The sequence below is a fragment of the Cellulophaga sp. L1A9 genome, from assembly GCF_009797025.1.
GTDB lineage: Bacteria > Bacteroidota > Bacteroidia > Flavobacteriales > Flavobacteriaceae > Cellulophaga.
Genome location: NZ_CP047027.1, coordinates 2,090,083 through 2,108,659, shown reverse-complemented (window position 1 = coordinate 2,108,659; position 18,577 = coordinate 2,090,083). Strand labels below are relative to the sequence as shown.

The 18,577-nt window shown below is 33.9% G+C and carries 16 protein-coding genes; 14 read left to right on the top strand and 2 right to left on the bottom strand.

Annotated elements, in window-relative coordinates; genetic code table 11:
• Window positions 1–169 precede the first annotated feature (169 nt).
• From GQR94_RS09075 to GQR94_RS09020, 12 genes are all read left to right on the top strand, one after another.
• Window positions 170–1,240 (top strand): mechanosensitive ion channel family protein, encoded by a 1,071-nt coding sequence (locus GQR94_RS09075; protein ID WP_158975197.1) that lies wholly within the window; start codon window positions 170–172, stop codon window positions 1,238–1,240.
• Window positions 1,241–1,338: 98 nt separating this feature from the next.
• Window positions 1,339–4,806, top strand: coding sequence for a TraB/GumN family protein (locus tag GQR94_RS09070; RefSeq protein WP_233268665.1), 3,468 nt, complete (start codon window positions 1,339–1,341; stop codon window positions 4,804–4,806).
• Window positions 4,807–4,846: 40 nt separating this feature from the next.
• Window positions 4,847–6,343, top strand: a complete 1,497-nt coding sequence (locus GQR94_RS09065; RefSeq protein ID WP_158975195.1) for an AAA family ATPase — start codon at window positions 4,847–4,849, stop codon at window positions 6,341–6,343.
• A 7-nt stretch (window positions 6,344–6,350) separates the two neighbouring features.
• Window positions 6,351–6,851, top strand: coding sequence for a hypothetical protein (locus GQR94_RS09060; RefSeq protein ID WP_158975194.1), 501 nt, complete (start codon window positions 6,351–6,353; stop codon window positions 6,849–6,851).
• Between the two features lie 154 nt (window positions 6,852–7,005).
• The gene (locus GQR94_RS09055; protein WP_158975193.1) at window positions 7,006–7,704 is read left to right on the top strand and encodes a hypothetical protein; all 699 of its coding nucleotides are present in this window, start codon (window positions 7,006–7,008) and stop codon (window positions 7,702–7,704) included.
• 10 nt (window positions 7,705–7,714) lie between these two features.
• Entirely contained in the window at window positions 7,715–8,836 is a 1,122-nt protein-coding gene (locus GQR94_RS09050; RefSeq protein ID WP_158975192.1) for a hypothetical protein, read from the top strand.
• Between the two features lie 34 nt (window positions 8,837–8,870).
• Complete coding sequence (locus GQR94_RS09045) at window positions 8,871–10,685, top strand: OmpA family protein (RefSeq protein ID WP_158975191.1); 1,815 nt, start codon at window positions 8,871–8,873, stop codon at window positions 10,683–10,685.
• A gap of 85 nt (window positions 10,686–10,770) precedes the next feature.
• Window positions 10,771–11,541, top strand: coding sequence for an ABC transporter permease (locus GQR94_RS09040; protein ID WP_158975190.1), 771 nt, complete (start codon window positions 10,771–10,773; stop codon window positions 11,539–11,541).
• Window positions 11,542–11,547: 6 nt separating this feature from the next.
• A complete protein-coding gene (locus GQR94_RS09035; RefSeq protein WP_158975189.1) occupies window positions 11,548–12,375 on the top strand; it encodes an ATP-binding cassette domain-containing protein in 828 nt (275 codons plus the stop codon).
• Window positions 12,376–12,384: 9 nt separating this feature from the next.
• A complete protein-coding gene (locus GQR94_RS09030; protein WP_158975188.1) occupies window positions 12,385–12,555 on the top strand; it encodes a hypothetical protein in 171 nt (56 codons plus the stop codon).
• 10 nt (window positions 12,556–12,565) lie between these two features.
• A complete protein-coding gene (locus GQR94_RS09025) occupies window positions 12,566–12,739 on the top strand; it encodes a hypothetical protein (RefSeq protein WP_158975187.1) in 174 nt (57 codons plus the stop codon).
• Between the two features lie 17 nt (window positions 12,740–12,756).
• Entirely contained in the window at window positions 12,757–13,593 is an 837-nt protein-coding gene (locus GQR94_RS09020; protein WP_158975186.1) for an N-acetylmuramoyl-L-alanine amidase-like domain-containing protein, read from the top strand.
• Window positions 13,594–13,762: 169 nt separating this feature from the next.
• Here GQR94_RS09020 and GQR94_RS09015 read toward each other — a convergent pair whose 3' ends face one another.
• On the bottom strand, window positions 13,763–14,557 hold the full coding sequence (locus GQR94_RS09015; protein WP_158975185.1) for a ThuA domain-containing protein: 795 nt from the start codon (window positions 14,555–14,557) through the stop codon (window positions 13,763–13,765).
• An 86-nt stretch (window positions 14,558–14,643) separates the two neighbouring features.
• A complete protein-coding gene (locus GQR94_RS09010; RefSeq protein WP_370458287.1) occupies window positions 14,644–15,555 on the bottom strand; it encodes a helix-turn-helix transcriptional regulator in 912 nt (303 codons plus the stop codon).
• 180 nt (window positions 15,556–15,735) lie between these two features.
• Between GQR94_RS09010 and hemA the strand changes: the two genes are divergently transcribed.
• Both hemA and hemC read left to right on the top strand, forming a co-directional pair.
• Entirely contained in the window at window positions 15,736–16,992 is a 1,257-nt protein-coding gene (gene hemA, locus GQR94_RS09005) for a glutamyl-tRNA reductase (protein ID WP_158975184.1), read from the top strand.
• Window positions 16,989–18,563, top strand: a complete 1,575-nt coding sequence (gene hemC, locus GQR94_RS09000; RefSeq protein ID WP_158975183.1) for a hydroxymethylbilane synthase — start codon at window positions 16,989–16,991, stop codon at window positions 18,561–18,563. Before hemA ends, hemC begins: the two co-directional genes overlap by 4 nt.
• The last annotated feature ends 14 nt before the right edge of the window (window positions 18,564–18,577 follow it).

The window sequence follows — 18,577 nt, the reverse complement described above, 5'->3', positions numbered from 1 at the left end:
ATTTTCTTTTTCAGACTACAAAAATACTACATGCTAATTTTAAATCCTTTAAAACCACCAATTAGTTTATTTATGATATTATAGTTAAATTCAATTTTCACAGCGATTTAACATAGAAAAAGTATTGTTTTCTTATGTTGCAACTACAGTAATTTAAACCTAAAAAAATATGTTTAAAAATCTATTACAAAAACCAAATGTCTTGGTCTATATTGTTGCCGCACTTTTAGCCTTAGCTATTTTACAATACATTACTGTAAAAATTTTACGGCATTTTGGGAAAAACCCTAAATATTTAATAGATAAAAAAAGTATTTCAAGACTAACAAAGCCCATATTTATCCTTTTTATCGCTATTCTAATTAGAATTAGAGTCATCCATGATACTTTAGGAATTAGTGAAGTTACCTATGCGCTTCAAAAAATTAGTACTCTTTTAATCATTTGTGCTATTACCTGGTTACTAATTGCAATTATTAGAATTATTAAGCAAAAGGTGATAGAAAATTACGATGTTAATGCCTCCAACAATTTAAGAGCTCGAAAAATATATACCCAGTTTAATATTTTAGAGCGTATTGTAATCTTTATACTCATCATTTTTGCTATTGGTATTGCGTTGATGAGTTTTGATAGTATTCGTGAAATTGGTGTAAGTATTTTTGCATCTGCCGGGGTCGCAGGAATTATACTTGGTTTTTCTGCCCAAAAAATGCTGGGTAGTATTTTAGCTGGAATTCAAATTGCCATTGCCCAACCCATTAAAATTGATGATGTTGTTATTGTTGAAGGAGAATGGGGACGAATAGAAGAAATTACACTCACCTATGTGGTCGTAAATATTTGGGACAAAAGACGCCTGATTGTACCCACGACCTACTTCATTGAAAAACCTTTTGAAAACTGGACCAAAACTTCATCAGACATTTTAGGGACCGTATTTTTATACACGGATTACACGGTACCATTTGATGAAATTAGAACTGAATTGACCAAAATATTAGAAAGTACAGATTTGTGGGATGGTGATGTAAATGTTTTACAAGTAACAGACTCCAAAGAACAGAGTGTAGAAATTAGAGCCTTGATGAGCGCAAAAGATTCTCCCACCGCTTGGGATTTACGTGTTTTAGTACGTGAAAAATTGATTTCATTTTTACAGAAAAATTACCCCGAAAGCCTACCACATACTAGAGTATTCGTGAAAAATTTAGATGATTTAAAAATACAATCAAAATAGTACCGTTATACATAGTAACCATAACGCCTACAAACCTATTTATACCAAGATTGCCAATGCGTTTATCATTTAGTTTCGTTTTTTTCTTATGCTATTTTTTGAGTAGTGCTCAAGAAAAAAATAGTCTCCTTTGGGAAATATCTGGAAATGGACTAAAACAAAGTTCCTACCTCTACGGTACCATGCACGTAAGCAAAAAAATTGCGTTTCGTTTAGATGATGTTTTTTATGAAGCCCTTAATAACAGTGATGTTATTGCATTAGAATCAGACCCAAATACATGGTTAGATAATGAGGACAGTATGGGCTTTGCTTTTGGAGAAAGCTTTATGACCAAAGGGTTCTACACGAGTGCATTTAAAATTGAAAACCCCAAAAAAGAAGAGATCTCTAGTTACTTAGGTTTTGAAGATCAAATGATTAACAGTATTTTATACCGATCGGATGAAAATTCACAAAACTTTGAAGAGGATACGTATTTAGACATGTTCATTTATCAGGCTGGTAAGAAATTTAACAAACCCGTTATTGCATTAGAAGACATAGAAGAGTCTACCGCCCTAGTTGGTCGTGCTAGCTTTAATAGCATCAAAGATAAACCAGCAGAATGGCTCCAAAAGAAAATGCAACAACAAGAACCTTTGCAATTGTTGCAAGATGCCTACCGAGAACGAAACATTAATCTTCTAGATTCTATTGATAAGGGCATGTATACTGAGTACTATTTGCAAAATATGCTTTACACCCGGAACATTAATATGGCTACGAAGCTAGACTCTACAATTAAACACTCAAAGGTATTCGCCGGAATCGGCGCTGCTCATTTACCCGGAGAACACGGAGTTATAGCGTTGTTACGTAAGCAAGGATATACCGTAAAAGCACTCACCTCTAAATCAAGTAAGAAAGGCGTGCACTTAAAAGAAGTATTTGAGGAAAAAATTAAAGAAAACAAGTATTTATACCAATCGGTAGACGACTCGCTTTTTACAGTCTCTCTCCCAAACAAGCTATATCCCATAGCAGAATTCTCTAATACCTTTTATGTATCACCAGATTTGGCAAATGGTAGTTTCTTTACGGTAAATAGAATTCCGACCTATTCTTTTCTAAAAGAAGATGCAGTATACTCTATAGAGGATATAGACAAATTGTTATTTGAAAATATCCCAGGAAAAATTATTGAGAAGACGAATATCTCAAGAAATGGATTTAAAGGAATTGACATTAAAAATCTGTTAAAAAATGGAGAGCACCAGCGCTACCAAATCTTTGTAACCCCATTAGAAATTATTATTTTTAAAATGGGCGGGCATGGTACCTATGTAAAACAATTTTCCGATACTATTTTTAATAGCATACTCTTTAAAGATCTTAAAAACACGCTAAAAATAGTATCTTCTAGCTATGATGATTTTGAGGTAGAAATGCCCGCTAATTATACATTTACCAATACGCGTAGAACGGGAAATAGATTTATTCAAGGCGTAAATAGCAATTATAATACCTATCGGTTTTTAAAAAAAGTTACACTGCATGATTATAATTACATTGAAGAAGATAGTTTTGAGCTAAAACAAATACAACACCGTTTCTATCAAGACTTAAAACTTAAACCCACCTACAAAGAGTTTAAAAATAATAGTTTAGAGTCCGTTGCTGTAACCGATAGTTTAAGTGATAAACAGCTTCATTTAATGACAAAGATTAAAGGAGAGGACTATTATTTGCTAGGTATCTTAACTCCAAATACAGAAGAAGCCACTGCGTACTTCAATTCATTTAAAATAAAAGCGGCAAAATATCCTGAACCATATTCCATGGTAAAAGACACCGCGTTATTTTTTACTACTATATCTCCTGTAAAACCACCAAAGTTTGTAGTGAATAGCAACGGATACAATAAAAAAGAAATAAAACCTTATAATGCTTACACGAAGAGAAGCGTTTATCAAAATAAAAATAATGAAGCTATTACCGTACAATTAAACAAATCTCATGATTTTTTAATGTTTACGTCTCTTGACTCCGTTTGGGCTCTTAGAAAGAAATTATATGCTTACAAAAGGTTTAACACTACTCATGAAAAAATTATTCATCACCCAAAGGGATATAGCGAATTACAATTAACCCTTACAGACACTGCTAGTACACGAGGGATCATGATTAAAAACATTCTCAAAGGCGGAGCTTTATATGAACTACAAGCAGTCATCGATACGATTCGCAAACCCAGCAAATTTGTTCAAGAATTTTTTGACAACTTTCAACCCTTAGACACCGTTATTGGAAAAAATGTTCTAACAGATAAAACCAATCAGTTTTTTAAAGCACTCCGAAATAATGACAGCATTGTTTTAAATGGCTATCCTTTTATTCAATTTGAGAAAAAAGACATTGATTCCCTGAAACATATTATAACTGAATTTGATTTTAAAGAAAACCAGAAAAACATACAGAGCTATTTAATTGAGCGTTTAGCAGCTATTGACGATTCTGAAACTATTGCCTTTTATAGTGATTTCTACCAAGATTCTTACAATAACTCATCATCACAAACTAAAATTCTGCAAGCGATTGCTAAAAAAAGTACCTCAGAATCTGCAGAACAACTTTTAAATTTAATGTCCGTAGACCTTCCATTGGTATCTAGTTCCTATGAAATTTTTCAAATATTTAAACCGTATATGGATAGCTTGCCACTAGCCAAAAAACTATACCCTGAAATTCTGGACTATAGCGCAATTGAGGAGTATAAATCTTCTATCTTTTCGCTTTTAGCAAAACTAAAAGCAGAAGGCCTCATAAAGAAAAATAGCTATAAGAAATATAGAAAGCAGATGCTAAATGATGCTAAAATTCAATTAAAAAGAGAACTAGGAAAAACTAATAATAAAAATACCAATCAGTATTATAATAATTTAAATGTAAATAAAAAAAGTTCTGTTCTAGAAGATTATATTCAGCTTTTACAGCCTTTTGCTAAAGATAAAGAAGTACAATTGTTTTTTAAAAAATTAGATTTACTTAAAGATCCAGACATTCAAACTACTAAAGCAGCATTATTAGCGTCTACTCCGAATGCCCTAAACAAAGAAGAACTCAACGAATTGGCTAAGGAAATTAATAGTCGAAATTTACTGTTCTTAAAATTAAAAGAAGTTAATAAGTTACCCTTATTCCCTGCCAAGTACAAGACACAAAAACTATTAGCCGAGGCACAATTATTTGAACGAAAGAATTTCAAGGAAGAAAATGACTCCATATTGTTTTTAGTACAAAAAGAGATCACCTACCGTAATAAAAAATACATAGGATACGTTTTTAAACATAGAGATGGCGATGACTATGATAAGAATTTTAAAATGTACCTAGCGGTATATGAAGCGACCGGTGAATTAAAAACAAAACCTTTTTATAAAAATAGCGGATATAGAATTGAAGATACAGATACAGATGATGAAATGGTAACTGTCGTCATTGAGGAATTTTTATTAAGAGAAAGACCAAGAGCCGAAGTATACAGACCCAACCAAGTAAATAACTTTGGATACCATGATTATTAAAAACACTTATCTTTAAGCCCTCAAAAGCAATGTATTGCTCATGACCAACAAAATGAACCAAGACCACGATACTATTACGCCTGAATTTATTGATGTACTAAGAAAAGAAGGGAATAAAGCCTGGAGCATCTGTCTTTCTTTAAATTCAGATCACAAATATAAGAGCGCTTTAAAATCGATCACCGATGAGAGTTTTTCAGGAACACAATACAAAGCGGAACATTTGTTATTGCGAGATGTAGTTACATTGTACAATACCTTTGCTTTAACGTACAACGCAAAATCAAGAATACCCAACAAAATAAAATTTACCCTTATTTTTCTCTATGAAAAACTTCAAGGTAAAGATCTTGCACAATCTTTTGATATACAAAAATTAGCAAAATTACCTTTAGCAAAACATTTTGATGCCAATGTTCAACTCATTCAAGACACTTCTTTTTATCAACCCAAAGAAGAACTAAAGTCAGAATACATTTCCACTTTAGTCTTAAATAAGATAAAGAGTAACGAATTTGATGCTATTGCTTCTTTCTTGAATAGAATTGCTTTATTAATGGCACAAGCGGACGGTGTGGTTGCAGAAAAAGAAGAACAATTACTGAAATCTATTTCTAAAAAAATAAACAATCCCAAAAGGAGTACAGAAAACTCAACCTATATTGAAGTTCCTGAAGATGACACCATGGAAAAGGTGTTAGAAGAATTAAATGAACTTGTAGGTTTAGAAGAGATTAAGAAGAATGTAAATGACCTTATTAATTTTTTGAAGGTTCAGAAAATTCGAGAAGAGAAAGGATTAAAAGCAAACAAAACCTCACTTCACTTTGTTTTTATGGGACCTCCTGGAACTGGTAAAACTACCGTAGCCAGAATGCTAGGGCGTATATTTAAACATTTAGGCTATTTAAAAAGAGGCCATTTAGTTGAAACAGATAGATCTGGAATGGTTGCTGGTTATGTGGGGCAGACAGCACTTAAGGCCGATGAAATTATTAGTGCAGCCTCAGACGGAGTACTATTTATTGATGAGGCTTACTCACTTACTTCTGGTGGTTTTAATGATTTTGGATCTGAAGCCATAGAAGTACTTTTAAAGCGAATGGAAGATTTAAGAGATAGTCTTGTAGTCGTTGTAGCAGGTTATCCTGACGAAATGGAAATTTTCATACAATCTAACCCTGGATTACAATCGCGTTTTAATCGCTATTTAAATTTTGATCATTACAAGCCAGGCCCTTTATTAGAAATATTTAAATTGATTTCTAAAAAATCTGACTTTACACTTACTGCAGATGCAGAAGACAAACTTTCTGAAATCATTATAAGTGTTTATGATAAAAGGCACAAAAGTTTTGGTAACGCTAGAACCATGCGAAACCTTTTTGAAAAAATAATTCAAAGGCAGGCAAATAGAATTGTCAACATAACCCCGATAAGCGAAGAAATATTAATTACCATAACGGAAGAGGATATTCCGGAAATAGCTGCAGCAGTAAAAGAAATTAGTGTTTTTGATACCTCTGAAAATATTTAAACAACCTATGAGCATACAAGATATTATTTCATGGTTTAACAACAATCAATCTGGAGTATTGTACTATTTCATTGCGGCCTTAGTGCTAGCCATTCTCAGTACGCTTATTGTAAATGCAAAAAACATTGGCGCTATAAAATACATCATGTCTTTTTTAGTATACTCGGTCTGTATTCCTGGCGTTTTGGCATTATTCTTATTGCTATACAATATATTATTTCTAGGATCAAGCATCCTACAACTCGGTTTAGTGACCTATTTTGTACCCATTGTGGCTATGATTTTAATCCTTCTAATATTAAATAGAAAAATTAAAATGTCTAAATTACCGGGCTTTACACGATTATCTAGCTTAATTGTCATGATCGGAATATCATTTATTCTATTGTTTGTACTCCAAAGATCCTATTTTGGCGTTGTATTCTTAGGAGGGTTTACACAACTTTTACTCGTGTTTGCAGTTATAATGGTAGTATTAAGAGTGGCATGGAATAAATTTGTTAAATAATTTGTAACAAAATTGAAGTATACAATACCTATAAATAAAGAAGAAATTAGCATTTAAAAAGTAGTAAATAAGCTATAATTGGTAAAATTACCTAATTTTATAGCCTGTTAACAGAAACAGAACATATTTTAATAGTAAAGACAACCAACTTGCCATGGCAAAAGAAAAATTTAATTGGAAATCACTTTTTGTAAACGATGGAGCGCAAAAGGCTACTACATCAAAACCGGAAGAAAAAATTGATTTTCCTAGTGAACCAGTAGCTTCTACCACTAAGTTTCCAGAAACTACCAGAGCTACCCCTACTCCACAACGTCAAGTTGATTCTTCATCTATAGATAATTCTGTTTTAAACAGTGTTATTGACATGTATGAATCAGGGTTTGAATCTTTGAATTTACCTGGTTATGACTTTTATGAGTTCTTTAAAGCGATAAAGGCCGTAGGATCAAATGATCCTAATGTGTACAAAATGGCTTATACGATGGCACAAAGTGTTGATCCGAAAGTAACCAAAGACTCCCTTTTAGATGGTGCAAATTTTTACATCAAAGAAATTAATGATGTGCATGAAAAATACCACTCTAAAGGAAATGCTAAAAAAGAAGAGTTTCAATCTAATTTATCACATCAGAGAACAACCTTATCCAAAGAAGTGTCTGAATTAGAAAAACAAATTCTTCAATTACAGACGCAAGCTAGCGATAAAAAAAATCAGTTAGATGCCCTTGATAATGGTACCTCCTCTGAAATGGCGGAAATAGAGCAAAAAATAGTAGCGAACGATATCGCAAAAACCAAAATTCTAGAGATTATTACAACAGTAGCCGACGGAATAAAAATCAACCTATAAAAAACCCTAAATGAATACTGAAGAATCAAAAAGTCATATCCTAGACTTACCTATTTTAAAGCATTTTGATGATGAAAAGGGTGAAATTTCTTTAAACCCTAACAACTGGAGAAATGGTGAAAAAGGTTTAAATACTGCCATTAAACTTGCGCTGTTTGCTGCTGTTGGTTACGGAGCATGGGTTTATATTTTACCACCACTTTTCACAGCATTAGGGCAAATCATTGCTTTAGCGGGTGTTGCTATCTTTGTTGTGTTCTTTATCCTTATGCTTCCTGTGATATTTAAAGGCTTGCGTAGGCTTACAAGGGCGCTTCATAAATCGTTAATAAAATACGATCCTTTTGGAGAGCTACAAGAGCAGAAACAAAAAATGCTTAGCAACCGAAAGGTGTTTAAAGAATCTAAGGCGAAAATAAAAGCTTTAAAAAGTAATATGGAAGCTGAATCTTATAAGGCTGAAAAAGAAGCCAAAGATTATCAAGACCGGGTAGTAGCTCTTCAAAAACAGGCGCAAAAGATAAAATCTGAAATGGAGCGTTTAGTAGGCGAAAAAGGTTCTGCAGGAAAAGATACCGATGAGTATGTTGAATTACACAGTGCGTTGGCCAAAAAATTATCAGAGTCGCAGCGCGTAACACATCAATTGGAGCAGAGTAAAAGTTTTATCCAGAAATATGGCAGTCGTGCTAATGTAATGGGCAAACTAGACCGTAAACTTACTTTGGCAGGAACAGCCATAGACATCAAAATATCAGATTTTGAAGTTACTATTCAGATGTTAGAAAAAGAATACGCGTTTGCTAAAACAGCAAGAGAAGCTACAGAAGGTGCTAAATCTGCTATGCATTTCACCAAAGATTGGGAGTTAGAATATGCGCTAGATGTTATTACAGAAACTATTGCTATGGATATTGCCAGAACGCAGGAAAACTTATCAGATATAGATATGCTTACCAGCAAATATGATATTGACAGTGATGAGTTATATGCGCAACTAGATACCTTGGCTGATAAAATTAAGACCGGGAAAGATTATGTTCCTGATTCTAAAAAATACAAAAATCCAAACTATAAACTAACACAAGAAGACAAGCAAGAAAGTGGTGGTTTTGGAAATATGTTTGATTAACTTTTTAAATACTAAATAACTAAACACAATAACAATGGGTAAGATTTTACGAACAAAGAAACTCACTACCTTATCAGAATTATTAATAGTAGTCGTATTACTAGGTGGTATTCTAGGTGCTGTATATTACTTTGCACCAGGATTACGAGTTGGTGAAGCAAAAACACTAGACGAACTTAATGTGGATAAGAATGAAGTAAACAATGTAATTACTTCTGCGAAATTACCATTACCATCTACCAGTACCTCTAGCGATGTGAAAAACAAACCTTTGGTACGTATTGCTGCGTATGCATGGAATGCACAATCAGGAATTATTGTAGCGAACGGGGGGCCTAAAACAACTAAAGGTTCTTTGATGGAGCAAAACGGTGTTAATCTTGAAATTATTCGTCAAGATTGGTTATCAGAATTGCGTAACATGCAAATGAAATTCGTTGAAGAATTTGACCGTGGTGAAGAATACCCTGATGCAGACAAAAGTGCTTTTGCCATTATTATGATGGGAGATGGTGCTCCTTTTTACATCAGCACCATGCAACAAGCTTTAGACGATAAATTTGGGAAAGATAAATATCACGTACAGGTAGTTGGTGCTGTAGGTATCAGTTACGGTGAAGATAAATTAATTGGCCCACCAAGCTGGAAAGTAGATCCAAAAAGCATGAAAGGGGCTTTAATTTCTACGGTTTTAGGTGATGGTGACTGGGTGACTGCACTGAACTATGCTTTTGCAAACGGACTTAAAGTAAATCCAGATTCTAATACTTACGATCCTGAAGCTGTAAACTTCTACCCTTCTCAGGATGATGATTACATCAAATCTGCAGAAGAACTTATTAAATCTCAAAAATCTGGCTGGACGGTTCCTTTAAAGGAAGTTAAAAACGGAAAACTTACAGGAAAAACAATCAACAAAAAAATTGATGGTTGTGCTACATGGACACCTGGAGATAAGATGGTATTTGATGCCTTAAGTGGATTTACAGATGTTGCCTCTACCAAAGAATTTAACAACCAAATGGCAACTACGGTTATTGCTGTTAAAGAATGGTCTACACAACACCCTCAAATTGTAAGTAATATATTGAAGTCGGCTTTAACGGCTTCAAACCAAATGAAACAGTATGATGAATGGCAAGTAAGAGCTTCTGAAGCTGTTGCAGACACTTATGACTTAGAGAGTGCTAAATACTGGTATGACATGTTTAAAGGTCAGAAAGGAAGTAAAAACGGTATTGATTACAACATGGGTGGGTCAAGAGTTTTTAACTATTCTGATGTGATGCAATATTACGGTATTACCGATGGAACAAACCGTTATAAAGCAGTTTACAACCAAGTATCTACCTATTTAAAAGAATTGAATCCGTTTGGTTTCAATGAATCTGTAAAACGTATTGTTCCTTATGATGAAGCGGTAAACCTTTATTTCATTAAAAACATTAATGACATTGAGTCTGGTACGGCGTACAAAGCAGATTATACGAAAGAAGCTAGTGAAGTAATGGCCTCTGGAGAATGGAATATTAGTTTTGATACGGGTAGCGCAAATATTTCTGCGTCTTCTCAAAGTACTTTAGAAACTATTTACAACCTTTTGATACAAGCAGAAGACACGAAGTTAAGCTTAGAAGGCCATACAGATAATACAGGTTCTAGCGAAGCAAATTACGATCTATCGCAACGCAGAGCACAGGCTGTTGTCAACTTTTTAAGAACTAAAGGTATTCCTCAATCTCGTTTCCAAAACGTAATTGGTAAGGGAGAAGATGAACCTGTTGAAAATAATTCAACAAATTCTGGAAGAGCTAAAAACCGTAGGGTAGTTATTGTTCTATTAAAATAAAATAAATCTTAAAACTCAAAAAACCGCTCCAATTTTGTAATACTATTTTGGTGCGGTTTTAGGTTTATACTAATTTGTAATCATCATGAAAAACATATTTACACCTTTTGAAAATGTAAGCAAGAATACAAAACTTGTTATTGTCCTGGTATGGATTGTAGCGCTTTTCGGAATCTGGTTTGCTTCAAGTATGGGCGATAGACATTTATTCCCTTCACCTCAACAAGTTCTGCAAGGTTTTTCAGAACTTTACAATGAGGGTTTGGTTGTACATATTGGAAATTCACTTTTATTGTGTTTTTCTGCCATTATTATTGCCATCTTCATTTCATTAACATTTAGCTACTTGTCTACGGTTCCTGTAATACAACCGGTAGCCAAAACATTAAGTAAATTAAGGTATTTACCGCTTACAGGAATCACCTTCTATTTGGCTATTTTGATAAGTGATGCTAGAACCATGCAAATTTGGGTTTTGGTAGTTTTTATGAGCACCTATTTAACCACGTCATTATTGAGTATGGTAAATAGCATTCCGCAAGAAGAATTTGACCATGCTAGATCGCTTGGCTGTAATAGATGGGAAGTATTATGGGAAGTGGTGGTTAAAGGAAGAATAGATTATGTTATTGATGTTATACGTCAAAACCTTGCCATTGTTTGGATGATGTTAGTTACGGTGGAATCTATTTTGGTTGCCGCTGGAGGTTTAGGTTTTTTAATCAAAAACTCAGATAAGTTTATGAATCATGGTAGAATTATTGCCTTGCAAATTGTGATCTTAGCACTAGGCCTTTCTATTGATTTTGTATTAAACTATTTAAGAAAAAGCTTTTTCAGATATTCAAAAATATAATTAGAGATGAATTACAGCAGTGAAAATACATTACTCTACGTTGAAAACCTAAGTGTTGCTTATGGTGATAAGACAATCATAAAGGATATTAATCTTGTAGAAAAGGACACCATTAGAACCGGTGAAGTTACCGGCCAAGTAATTGCCGTAGTTGGACGATCTGGAACAGGAAAATCTACCTTCTTTAAAGCCTTAACAGGCTTAGTAAAGCCTACATCAGGGAAAGTATTAATAGCCGATACAGCAACTGAAAATGCTGAAAACGATGCTAAAGAGGTTCACGAAGGAGATATAGGATTTGTAGACCAAAAGTATACCCTATTTAGAAACAAAACGGTTTATGAAGCACTGTTATTTGCGCTTCGGAAGAAGGAAATGCCCAAGGAAGCTAAAAACGAGAAAATTCTAACGTATTTAAAAGAATGGGGCCTTGAAAAAGCAAAGGATCAATACCCTTGTGAACTTTCTGGTGGACAACGCCAAAGGACCGCGATTATAGAACAGATCTTTTCATCAGGACATTACATGGTTTTAGACGAGCCTTTTTCTGGTTTGGATGTAGGCAATATTGAAGATGTAAAAAAAGCATTTAAATTAATTACAGAAAGCCATGAATACAATACCATCATTTACTCTACACACGACATAGAACTGGCTGTAGAATTGGCTGATAGCATCTATATTATCGGGTATCCTGAAGTGGACGGTAAGAAAATGACTTACGGTAGTATTGTAAAGCATTTTGACATGAAAGAGATCGGGTTGGCATGGAAAGAATTTGGTCTTGGCCATTTAGATATTGTAAAACAAATAAAAGCCATCATGTTATCTTAACTTACAGGAATGAGACCTGTTTCAAGACAAATTAAGGACATCCTTGCTCAAGCAGAAATAATTATTCAGGACAAACCGAATATCGTAGCCATTGAAAATTTTGCGAAATATTCTACAGCACTAAAGACATACCTAATTACGAATATAGATGATACTTTTATCTTAGATCAAGTTAAGTAAAATGATAAATTTGAAACTAGAAGCAGTTAAAGAGAGTGGAGATATTTTCACACTATTAGGAGTTTTAACAGGTGGATTGTTTTTAATGTATGAAACAAGAAGGAAAACAAAAGCAATTGAGGTTGTTAAGGACAATAAGAAACAAATACGCTTCTGCATCGGTAATGTTGAACAATTATTTTGAATAAATCAGCACAAACTATGAAGTTAATATACCTTGTAACACTACTATTTGCAAACCTGAGTTTTGCACAACAAATAACCTGTTCCCCTCAGAACAGGAAAGCATTTGAAGCCAAAATTAAGGAAATAAAAACGCTAGAGAAATCAGAAATAGGCAATACCCTTGTGGCCATTGGGAAAACATTTCTAGGAACTCCGTATGTTTCAAAAACATTGGAAATTGGAACCACAGAATCCTTAGTGGTGAATTTAGAAGGCTTAGATTGTACCACCTTTGTTGAAAATGTTTTAACCTTTTCGCTCTTAAAGAGAAGTGATAGCACAAGTTTTGACGCCTTCACCAAAGCCCTTGAGACCATTCGGTATAAAAATGGATCACTAAACGGTTACTCCTCACGTTTACATTACTTTACAGAATGGATAGCAAACAATCAGTTTAAGGGATTGGTAACGGATATAACTGCTGAAATTGGCGGAACTCCTATACAAAAGGAGATTAATTTCATGAGCACACATCGAGATTTGTATCCTTATTTAAAAGATAACGATGCAAACCTAAAAGAGATACAAGCTTCTGAACAGTATTTAAACAATCAGGAGTTTTGCATTTTAGAAAAGAACACTATTGCGGCTAATGAGCATTTAATACAATCCGGAGATATTATAGCGCTTACTACTTCCATCAAAGGATTAGATATAACACATACGGGTATTGCCACCAGAGAAAAAGATGGTCGCATTCACTTATTACACGCTTCTACTTCTGGAGCGGTTAAAGTATCTGAAAAGCCTTTAGCAGATTATTTAAAAGGGATTAAAAACAATACTGGGATTATGGTTGTTCGGGTCAATTAAAATAAAGCAACCTGGCACATTATTAATCTCATTTAAACGAATAACTGTTTGCTCTTTTTAATTATTTAACCCAAAACACAATTATAAATCTTCCTGAAAAATAAAATTCGGCATACCAATTAAAAAACCAGTATACCGAATTTATACATTGTAGTAAATACTTAAAGCCTTATCGCTTTAAGCACCATTCTATTCCACCCAATACGTGTTGTCTAAAATTAGCATCATCAAAAGCAGCATCGGCGTGACCTAAACCGGTATAAAAAGCTCTACCGCCATCAAATTCATGAAACCAGGCAATAGGATGATTATCTCCATTTTTACCACCTTCATAACTCGTTTCATCTAGCTTAAGCAATACATTCATATCGGGATTAATATTTTTGAAATTGTACCACTCATCAAAATGGCTCCAAGTGCTCTCTAAATGTTTTGTAGCTGCGTGATTTCCATTGATAATATCTAAAGTTGCTTGTTGCTGTTTTGGATGGTTTAAAAAATAGGCTCCTACTAATTCTCCATACCAAGGCCATTCATATTCCGTATCGGTAGCGGCATGGATACCCAAGTAACTTCCGCCACTCTTAATATAATTCTCAAAAGCGACCTGTTGTTCATCTCCTAAAACATCGCCAGTAGTACTTAAAAATATAACCAATTGGTATTTTTTAAGATTTGCAGCATTAAATTGTAATGAATCACTCGTTTCAACAACTTCAAAATTATTCTCTGAACCAAGTTCTCTAATTGTTTCCACTCCTTTTTCAATAGAACCATGCCTATACCCTGCTGTTTTAGTAAAAACCAAAACTTTAGGATTCAAAATCACTAATTTAGATGTTGAAATTTTTAAGGGCTCTGGATGATTTAGCACCACTTGCTGATCGACAGCTTTTGTCGTGACACAAGAATTTAATAGTACTAATGCAAACAAAGATAAGATTCCTGAAAAAACGGATTTCATAATATGTGTATTTAATGAGATCTAAATATCGGTATTTATACCTGATAAGACTATAACTAATGTCCCAAAAACGAGCAAAATTGTGTTTATCCTGCTAATGACATTAAATATTTTTTGGGGGTAGTGCCGTATTTCTTCTTAAAAGCAGCTATAAAGTGACTAGAGGTACTGTACCCCACTTTAAGACCTACTTCATTTACGTTATGTTGGCCGCTTTCTAACATTTTACGTGCATATTCCATTTTGTAATCAAAAAGAAAACTAAAAACAGAATCGCCATAAATTTGCTTAAATCCCTCTTTTAATTTTTTCAGCGGTAAACCTATTTCATCAGAAAGTTCATTTAAAGTAGGTGGCTCTGCCATTCTAGCAATAATAATTTCCTTTGCCTTACGAATTCTTCGCACATTATCTTCATCAACCAAAAAAGGACACTGCTCTAAATCTGCATCTGTACTCTTATTAAAATACAAAGAGATAAGCTCGTAAACTTTCCCTTTTATATAAAGTTCTTTTATAGAAGGATGCAAGTTATAATTCATCATCTGACTTAAGATAACAGCAATTGCAGGACTAAAACCTTCTTGACTATAATACTTCTTATCCTTATTGTCTTTATTCAAAAAAGGGATGTAATCCGCTTCTTTGGAAAATAAGGAATGAAATTTACGAATAGTCATCACAACAGAAACCATCCATGAATTAGGACTCAGTTCAAGATTAAGCGGAAGGTCTACTTGAGTGTTATACAACAGCAATGAATTCTCCTCTGGCACTTCTAAGGCATACCGACCATCATTAAAAATAAACTTAGCACTGCCCTTTAAACAAAAATGAAATTGAATGAACGAACTGTCTATTTCCTTGCTAACTTTTTGAGTATCAACACCATCATTCTGAATTTTTAGTGCAAAAAAACCTTCATCAATCAACACCTCTTCAAATGAACCTTGAGCGTCATTTATTTCATCCATACCTGTATAAATTATCTTTATCATCAATTTAGAATACTTCTAAATTAATACTGTTGTAGTCTTATATTCCCTATAAAAATAAGCTAAATAGTAGAATAAATATCGAAAAAGGTTCTAAAAATCTTGAAACGACACTATTTGTTCCGCTAGCGTTACTTTTATCAAAACCATGGGAGTACTTTTGCTCACGATTGCAAAGAATTCATGAAAGATTATCATATTTCGAAACACAACTCGTTTTACACCATAGGTCTAAATTACAAAAAGGCAGATGCTGAAATTCGCGGTAAGTTCAGTTTAAACGAATCATCTATAGATAGTTTGTTGGTTGAAGCTAAGAGCCAAGGTATTGATGGCTTATTGGTCACGTCAACTTGTAATAGAACCGAATTATATGGTTTTGCACAACATCCCTTTCAACTTATAAAATTACTTTGCGACAACACTTTAGGTACTGTTGAAGAATTTCAAGAAGTAGCTTATGTCTATAAAAACAATGACGCTATTAGTCATTTATTTAAAGTAGGCACAGGATTAGATAGTCAGATTCTTGGCGATTTTGAAATCATTAGTCAATTACGTCAAAGTTTTAATCGCTCTAAAAAACGAGAAATTGCCAATCCATTTATAGAACGCTTGTGCAATTCTGTCATTCAAGCAAGTAAAAAAATAAAGAACGAAACAGAGATTTCTTCTGGCGCAACTTCGGTTTCTTTTGCTTCTGTTCAGTACATTATGAAAAATGTACCTGAAATTTCGAACAAGAATATTTTATTATTCGGAACAGGAAAAATTGGAAGAAACACTTGTGAAAATTTAATTAAGCATACGGCTAATTCTCATATAACACTTATCAATAGAACTAAAGATAAGGCAGAGAAGGTAGCTGGAAAATTTAACTTAATTGTAAAAGATTACGGAGATTTACAAACAGAAATCAGAAATACTGATGTATTGATTGTAGCTACAGGTGCACAAACACCCACAATTTCTAAGGAATTAATATACACTAAAAAACCTTTATTAATTTTAGATTTATCCATCCCGAAAAATGTTGCCGATGATGTTACAGAGTTGCCGAACGTAACCTTAATTCATCTAGATCATCTTTCACAAATGACGGATGAAACTTTAGAAAAAAGAAAGCAATTTATTCCTGAAGCTGAAGCCATTATTGAGCAAATAAAAGATGAATTTATTCAATGGCTAGAAACCAGAAAATTTGCACCCGTAATAAAAGCATTAAAAAAGAAGCTTAAAATAATGAAAGATGAAGAACTCAACTTTCAAAGTAAAAAGCTATCAGATTTTAATTCCGTTCAAGCAGATATTGTCTCTGAACGCATCATTCAAAAAATAACCAAACAATTCGCAAATCACTTAAAAGGCGATGATATTGATGCTGATAATAGTTTAGCATTAATTCAAAAAGTGTTTCAATTAGAAGTAGAAAGTAAATGAGTAAGATAATCCGCATTGGAACACGTGATAGTGAACTGGCACTATGGCAAGCAAAAACTGTACAAAAACAATTAAAGGAACAAGGATACCAATCGGTATTAGTACCTGTTAAGTCTATGGGTGATTTGGTTTTAGACAAACCTCTTCATGAGTTAGGCATTACCGGTGTATTTACCAAAACCCTTGATATCGCCATGCTTAAAGGCGAAATTGATATTGCCGTACATTCCATGAAAGATGTACCAACGGTTTTACCCAAAGGTATTGTACAAGCTGCCGTGTTAAAACGTGGCAATTACATGGATATTCTTGCTTTTAAGAATAATGAAGAATTTCTTAGCCAAAAAGAAGCTGTTATTGCAACAGGTAGTTTGCGAAGAAAAGCGCAATGGCTTAATAGATACCCAACCCATGAGGTTGTAGATTTACGTGGAAACGTTCATACAAGAGCAGAAAAACTAGAAAATAACGATTGGAATGCTGCTATTTTTGCCGCCGCAGGTTTAGAGCGCGTTGGTTTAGAATTTGAAAACACCATTGGGTTAACATGGATGGTACCTGCTCCTGCTCAAGGCGCAGTAGTTGTCGTTGCGCTAGAAGATGACGAATTTTCAAGAAATGCTTGTGCTGAACTGAACCATAAAGAAACTGAAATTTGCACCACTCTTGAACGCAAATTTTTAAACCTTTTAGAAGGTGGCTGTACTGCTCCCATCGGAGCCTTAGCGATAATTAAAGACACCAATATAAGTTTAAAAGGAGTTTTACTTAGCGTAGATGGTAAGAAAAGAATTGAAGTTGAATTCACTTCGAAGCTCGGCAAACATGAGAATCTAGCAGAAGCCTGCGTAGAACGTGTTTTTAGTCGCGGCGGAAAGCTACTCATGAGTCAAATTGCAGGGGTAACAAAAAACCCAGAAGTATTTTCTACCAAAAAACTAACTACAGAACAAGTAGAACGTTTTACTACTGATATCACGGTAGCCTCAGAAGACTTTATTCAAATAAGCCTAAATAGAATTCCAAGGTTAAAGCTTAAAGCAAGCCACAAAAATGTTATTATTACTAGCAAAAATGCCGTTGAAGCACTTATAGCTAGCATTAATCCTGACGAACTTAAATTTGAAAATATCTATTGCGTAGGTCGCAAAACCAAACGTTTAATAGAAAAACGTATCGGGAAGGTAACTCATTTTGAAAATAGCGCTAAAGAATTGGCAGATTACCTTGTAGACAACATAGAAGGAACCACAGCAACTTATTTCTGTAGCAACTTACGTCTAGACGATTTACCAACTATTTTAGCAGATCATAAAATTGAACTTACAGAAATTGAAGCGTATAGCACCAAAAAATCGCCAATGAAAGTAGATGCATCTATAAAAGGCGTACTGTTCTACAGTCCTTCTACTATAGAAAGCTACCTTCAAGAAAATACAACAGATGTTGTTGCGTATTGTATTGGTGATACTACGGCGGCCGAAGCTAAAAAACATTTTTCAAAAGTTCATATTTCAAAAATGCCTACCTTAGAGTCTGTTATTGACCTAGTCAATAAAGACTACCAGTAATTTTATACTGTTTA

What these genes read in the sequence shown, in the direction of transcription:
- GQR94_RS09050 (WP_158975192.1), top strand. Translation starts at nt 7,715, where the DNA reads ATGAATACTGAAGAATCAAAAAGTCATATCCTAGACTTACCTATTTTA.
- GQR94_RS09065 (WP_158975195.1), top strand. Translation starts at nt 4,847, where the DNA reads ATGACCAACAAAATGAACCAAGACCACGATACTATTACGCCTGAATTT.
- GQR94_RS09020 (WP_158975186.1), top strand. Translation starts at nt 12,757, where the DNA reads ATGAAGTTAATATACCTTGTAACACTACTATTTGCAAACCTGAGTTTT.
- GQR94_RS09075 (WP_158975197.1), top strand. Translation starts at nt 170, where the DNA reads ATGTTTAAAAATCTATTACAAAAACCAAATGTCTTGGTCTATATTGTT.
- hemA (WP_158975184.1), top strand. Translation starts at nt 15,736, where the DNA reads ATGAAAGATTATCATATTTCGAAACACAACTCGTTTTACACCATAGGT.
- GQR94_RS09060 (WP_158975194.1), top strand. Translation starts at nt 6,351, where the DNA reads ATGAGCATACAAGATATTATTTCATGGTTTAACAACAATCAATCTGGA.
- GQR94_RS09045 (WP_158975191.1), top strand. Translation starts at nt 8,871, where the DNA reads ATGGGTAAGATTTTACGAACAAAGAAACTCACTACCTTATCAGAATTA.
- GQR94_RS09035 (WP_158975189.1), top strand. Translation starts at nt 11,548, where the DNA reads ATGAATTACAGCAGTGAAAATACATTACTCTACGTTGAAAACCTAAGT.
- GQR94_RS09030 (WP_158975188.1), top strand. Translation starts at nt 12,385, where the DNA reads ATGAGACCTGTTTCAAGACAAATTAAGGACATCCTTGCTCAAGCAGAA.
- GQR94_RS09010 (WP_370458287.1), bottom strand. Translation starts at nt 15,555, where the DNA reads ATGATAAAGATAATTTATACAGGTATGGATGAAATAAATGACGCTCAA.
- GQR94_RS09055 (WP_158975193.1), top strand. Translation starts at nt 7,006, where the DNA reads ATGGCAAAAGAAAAATTTAATTGGAAATCACTTTTTGTAAACGATGGA.
- hemC (WP_158975183.1), top strand. Translation starts at nt 16,989, where the DNA reads ATGAGTAAGATAATCCGCATTGGAACACGTGATAGTGAACTGGCACTA.
- GQR94_RS09015 (WP_158975185.1), bottom strand. Translation starts at nt 14,557, where the DNA reads ATGAAATCCGTTTTTTCAGGAATCTTATCTTTGTTTGCATTAGTACTA.
- GQR94_RS09040 (WP_158975190.1), top strand. Translation starts at nt 10,771, where the DNA reads ATGAAAAACATATTTACACCTTTTGAAAATGTAAGCAAGAATACAAAA.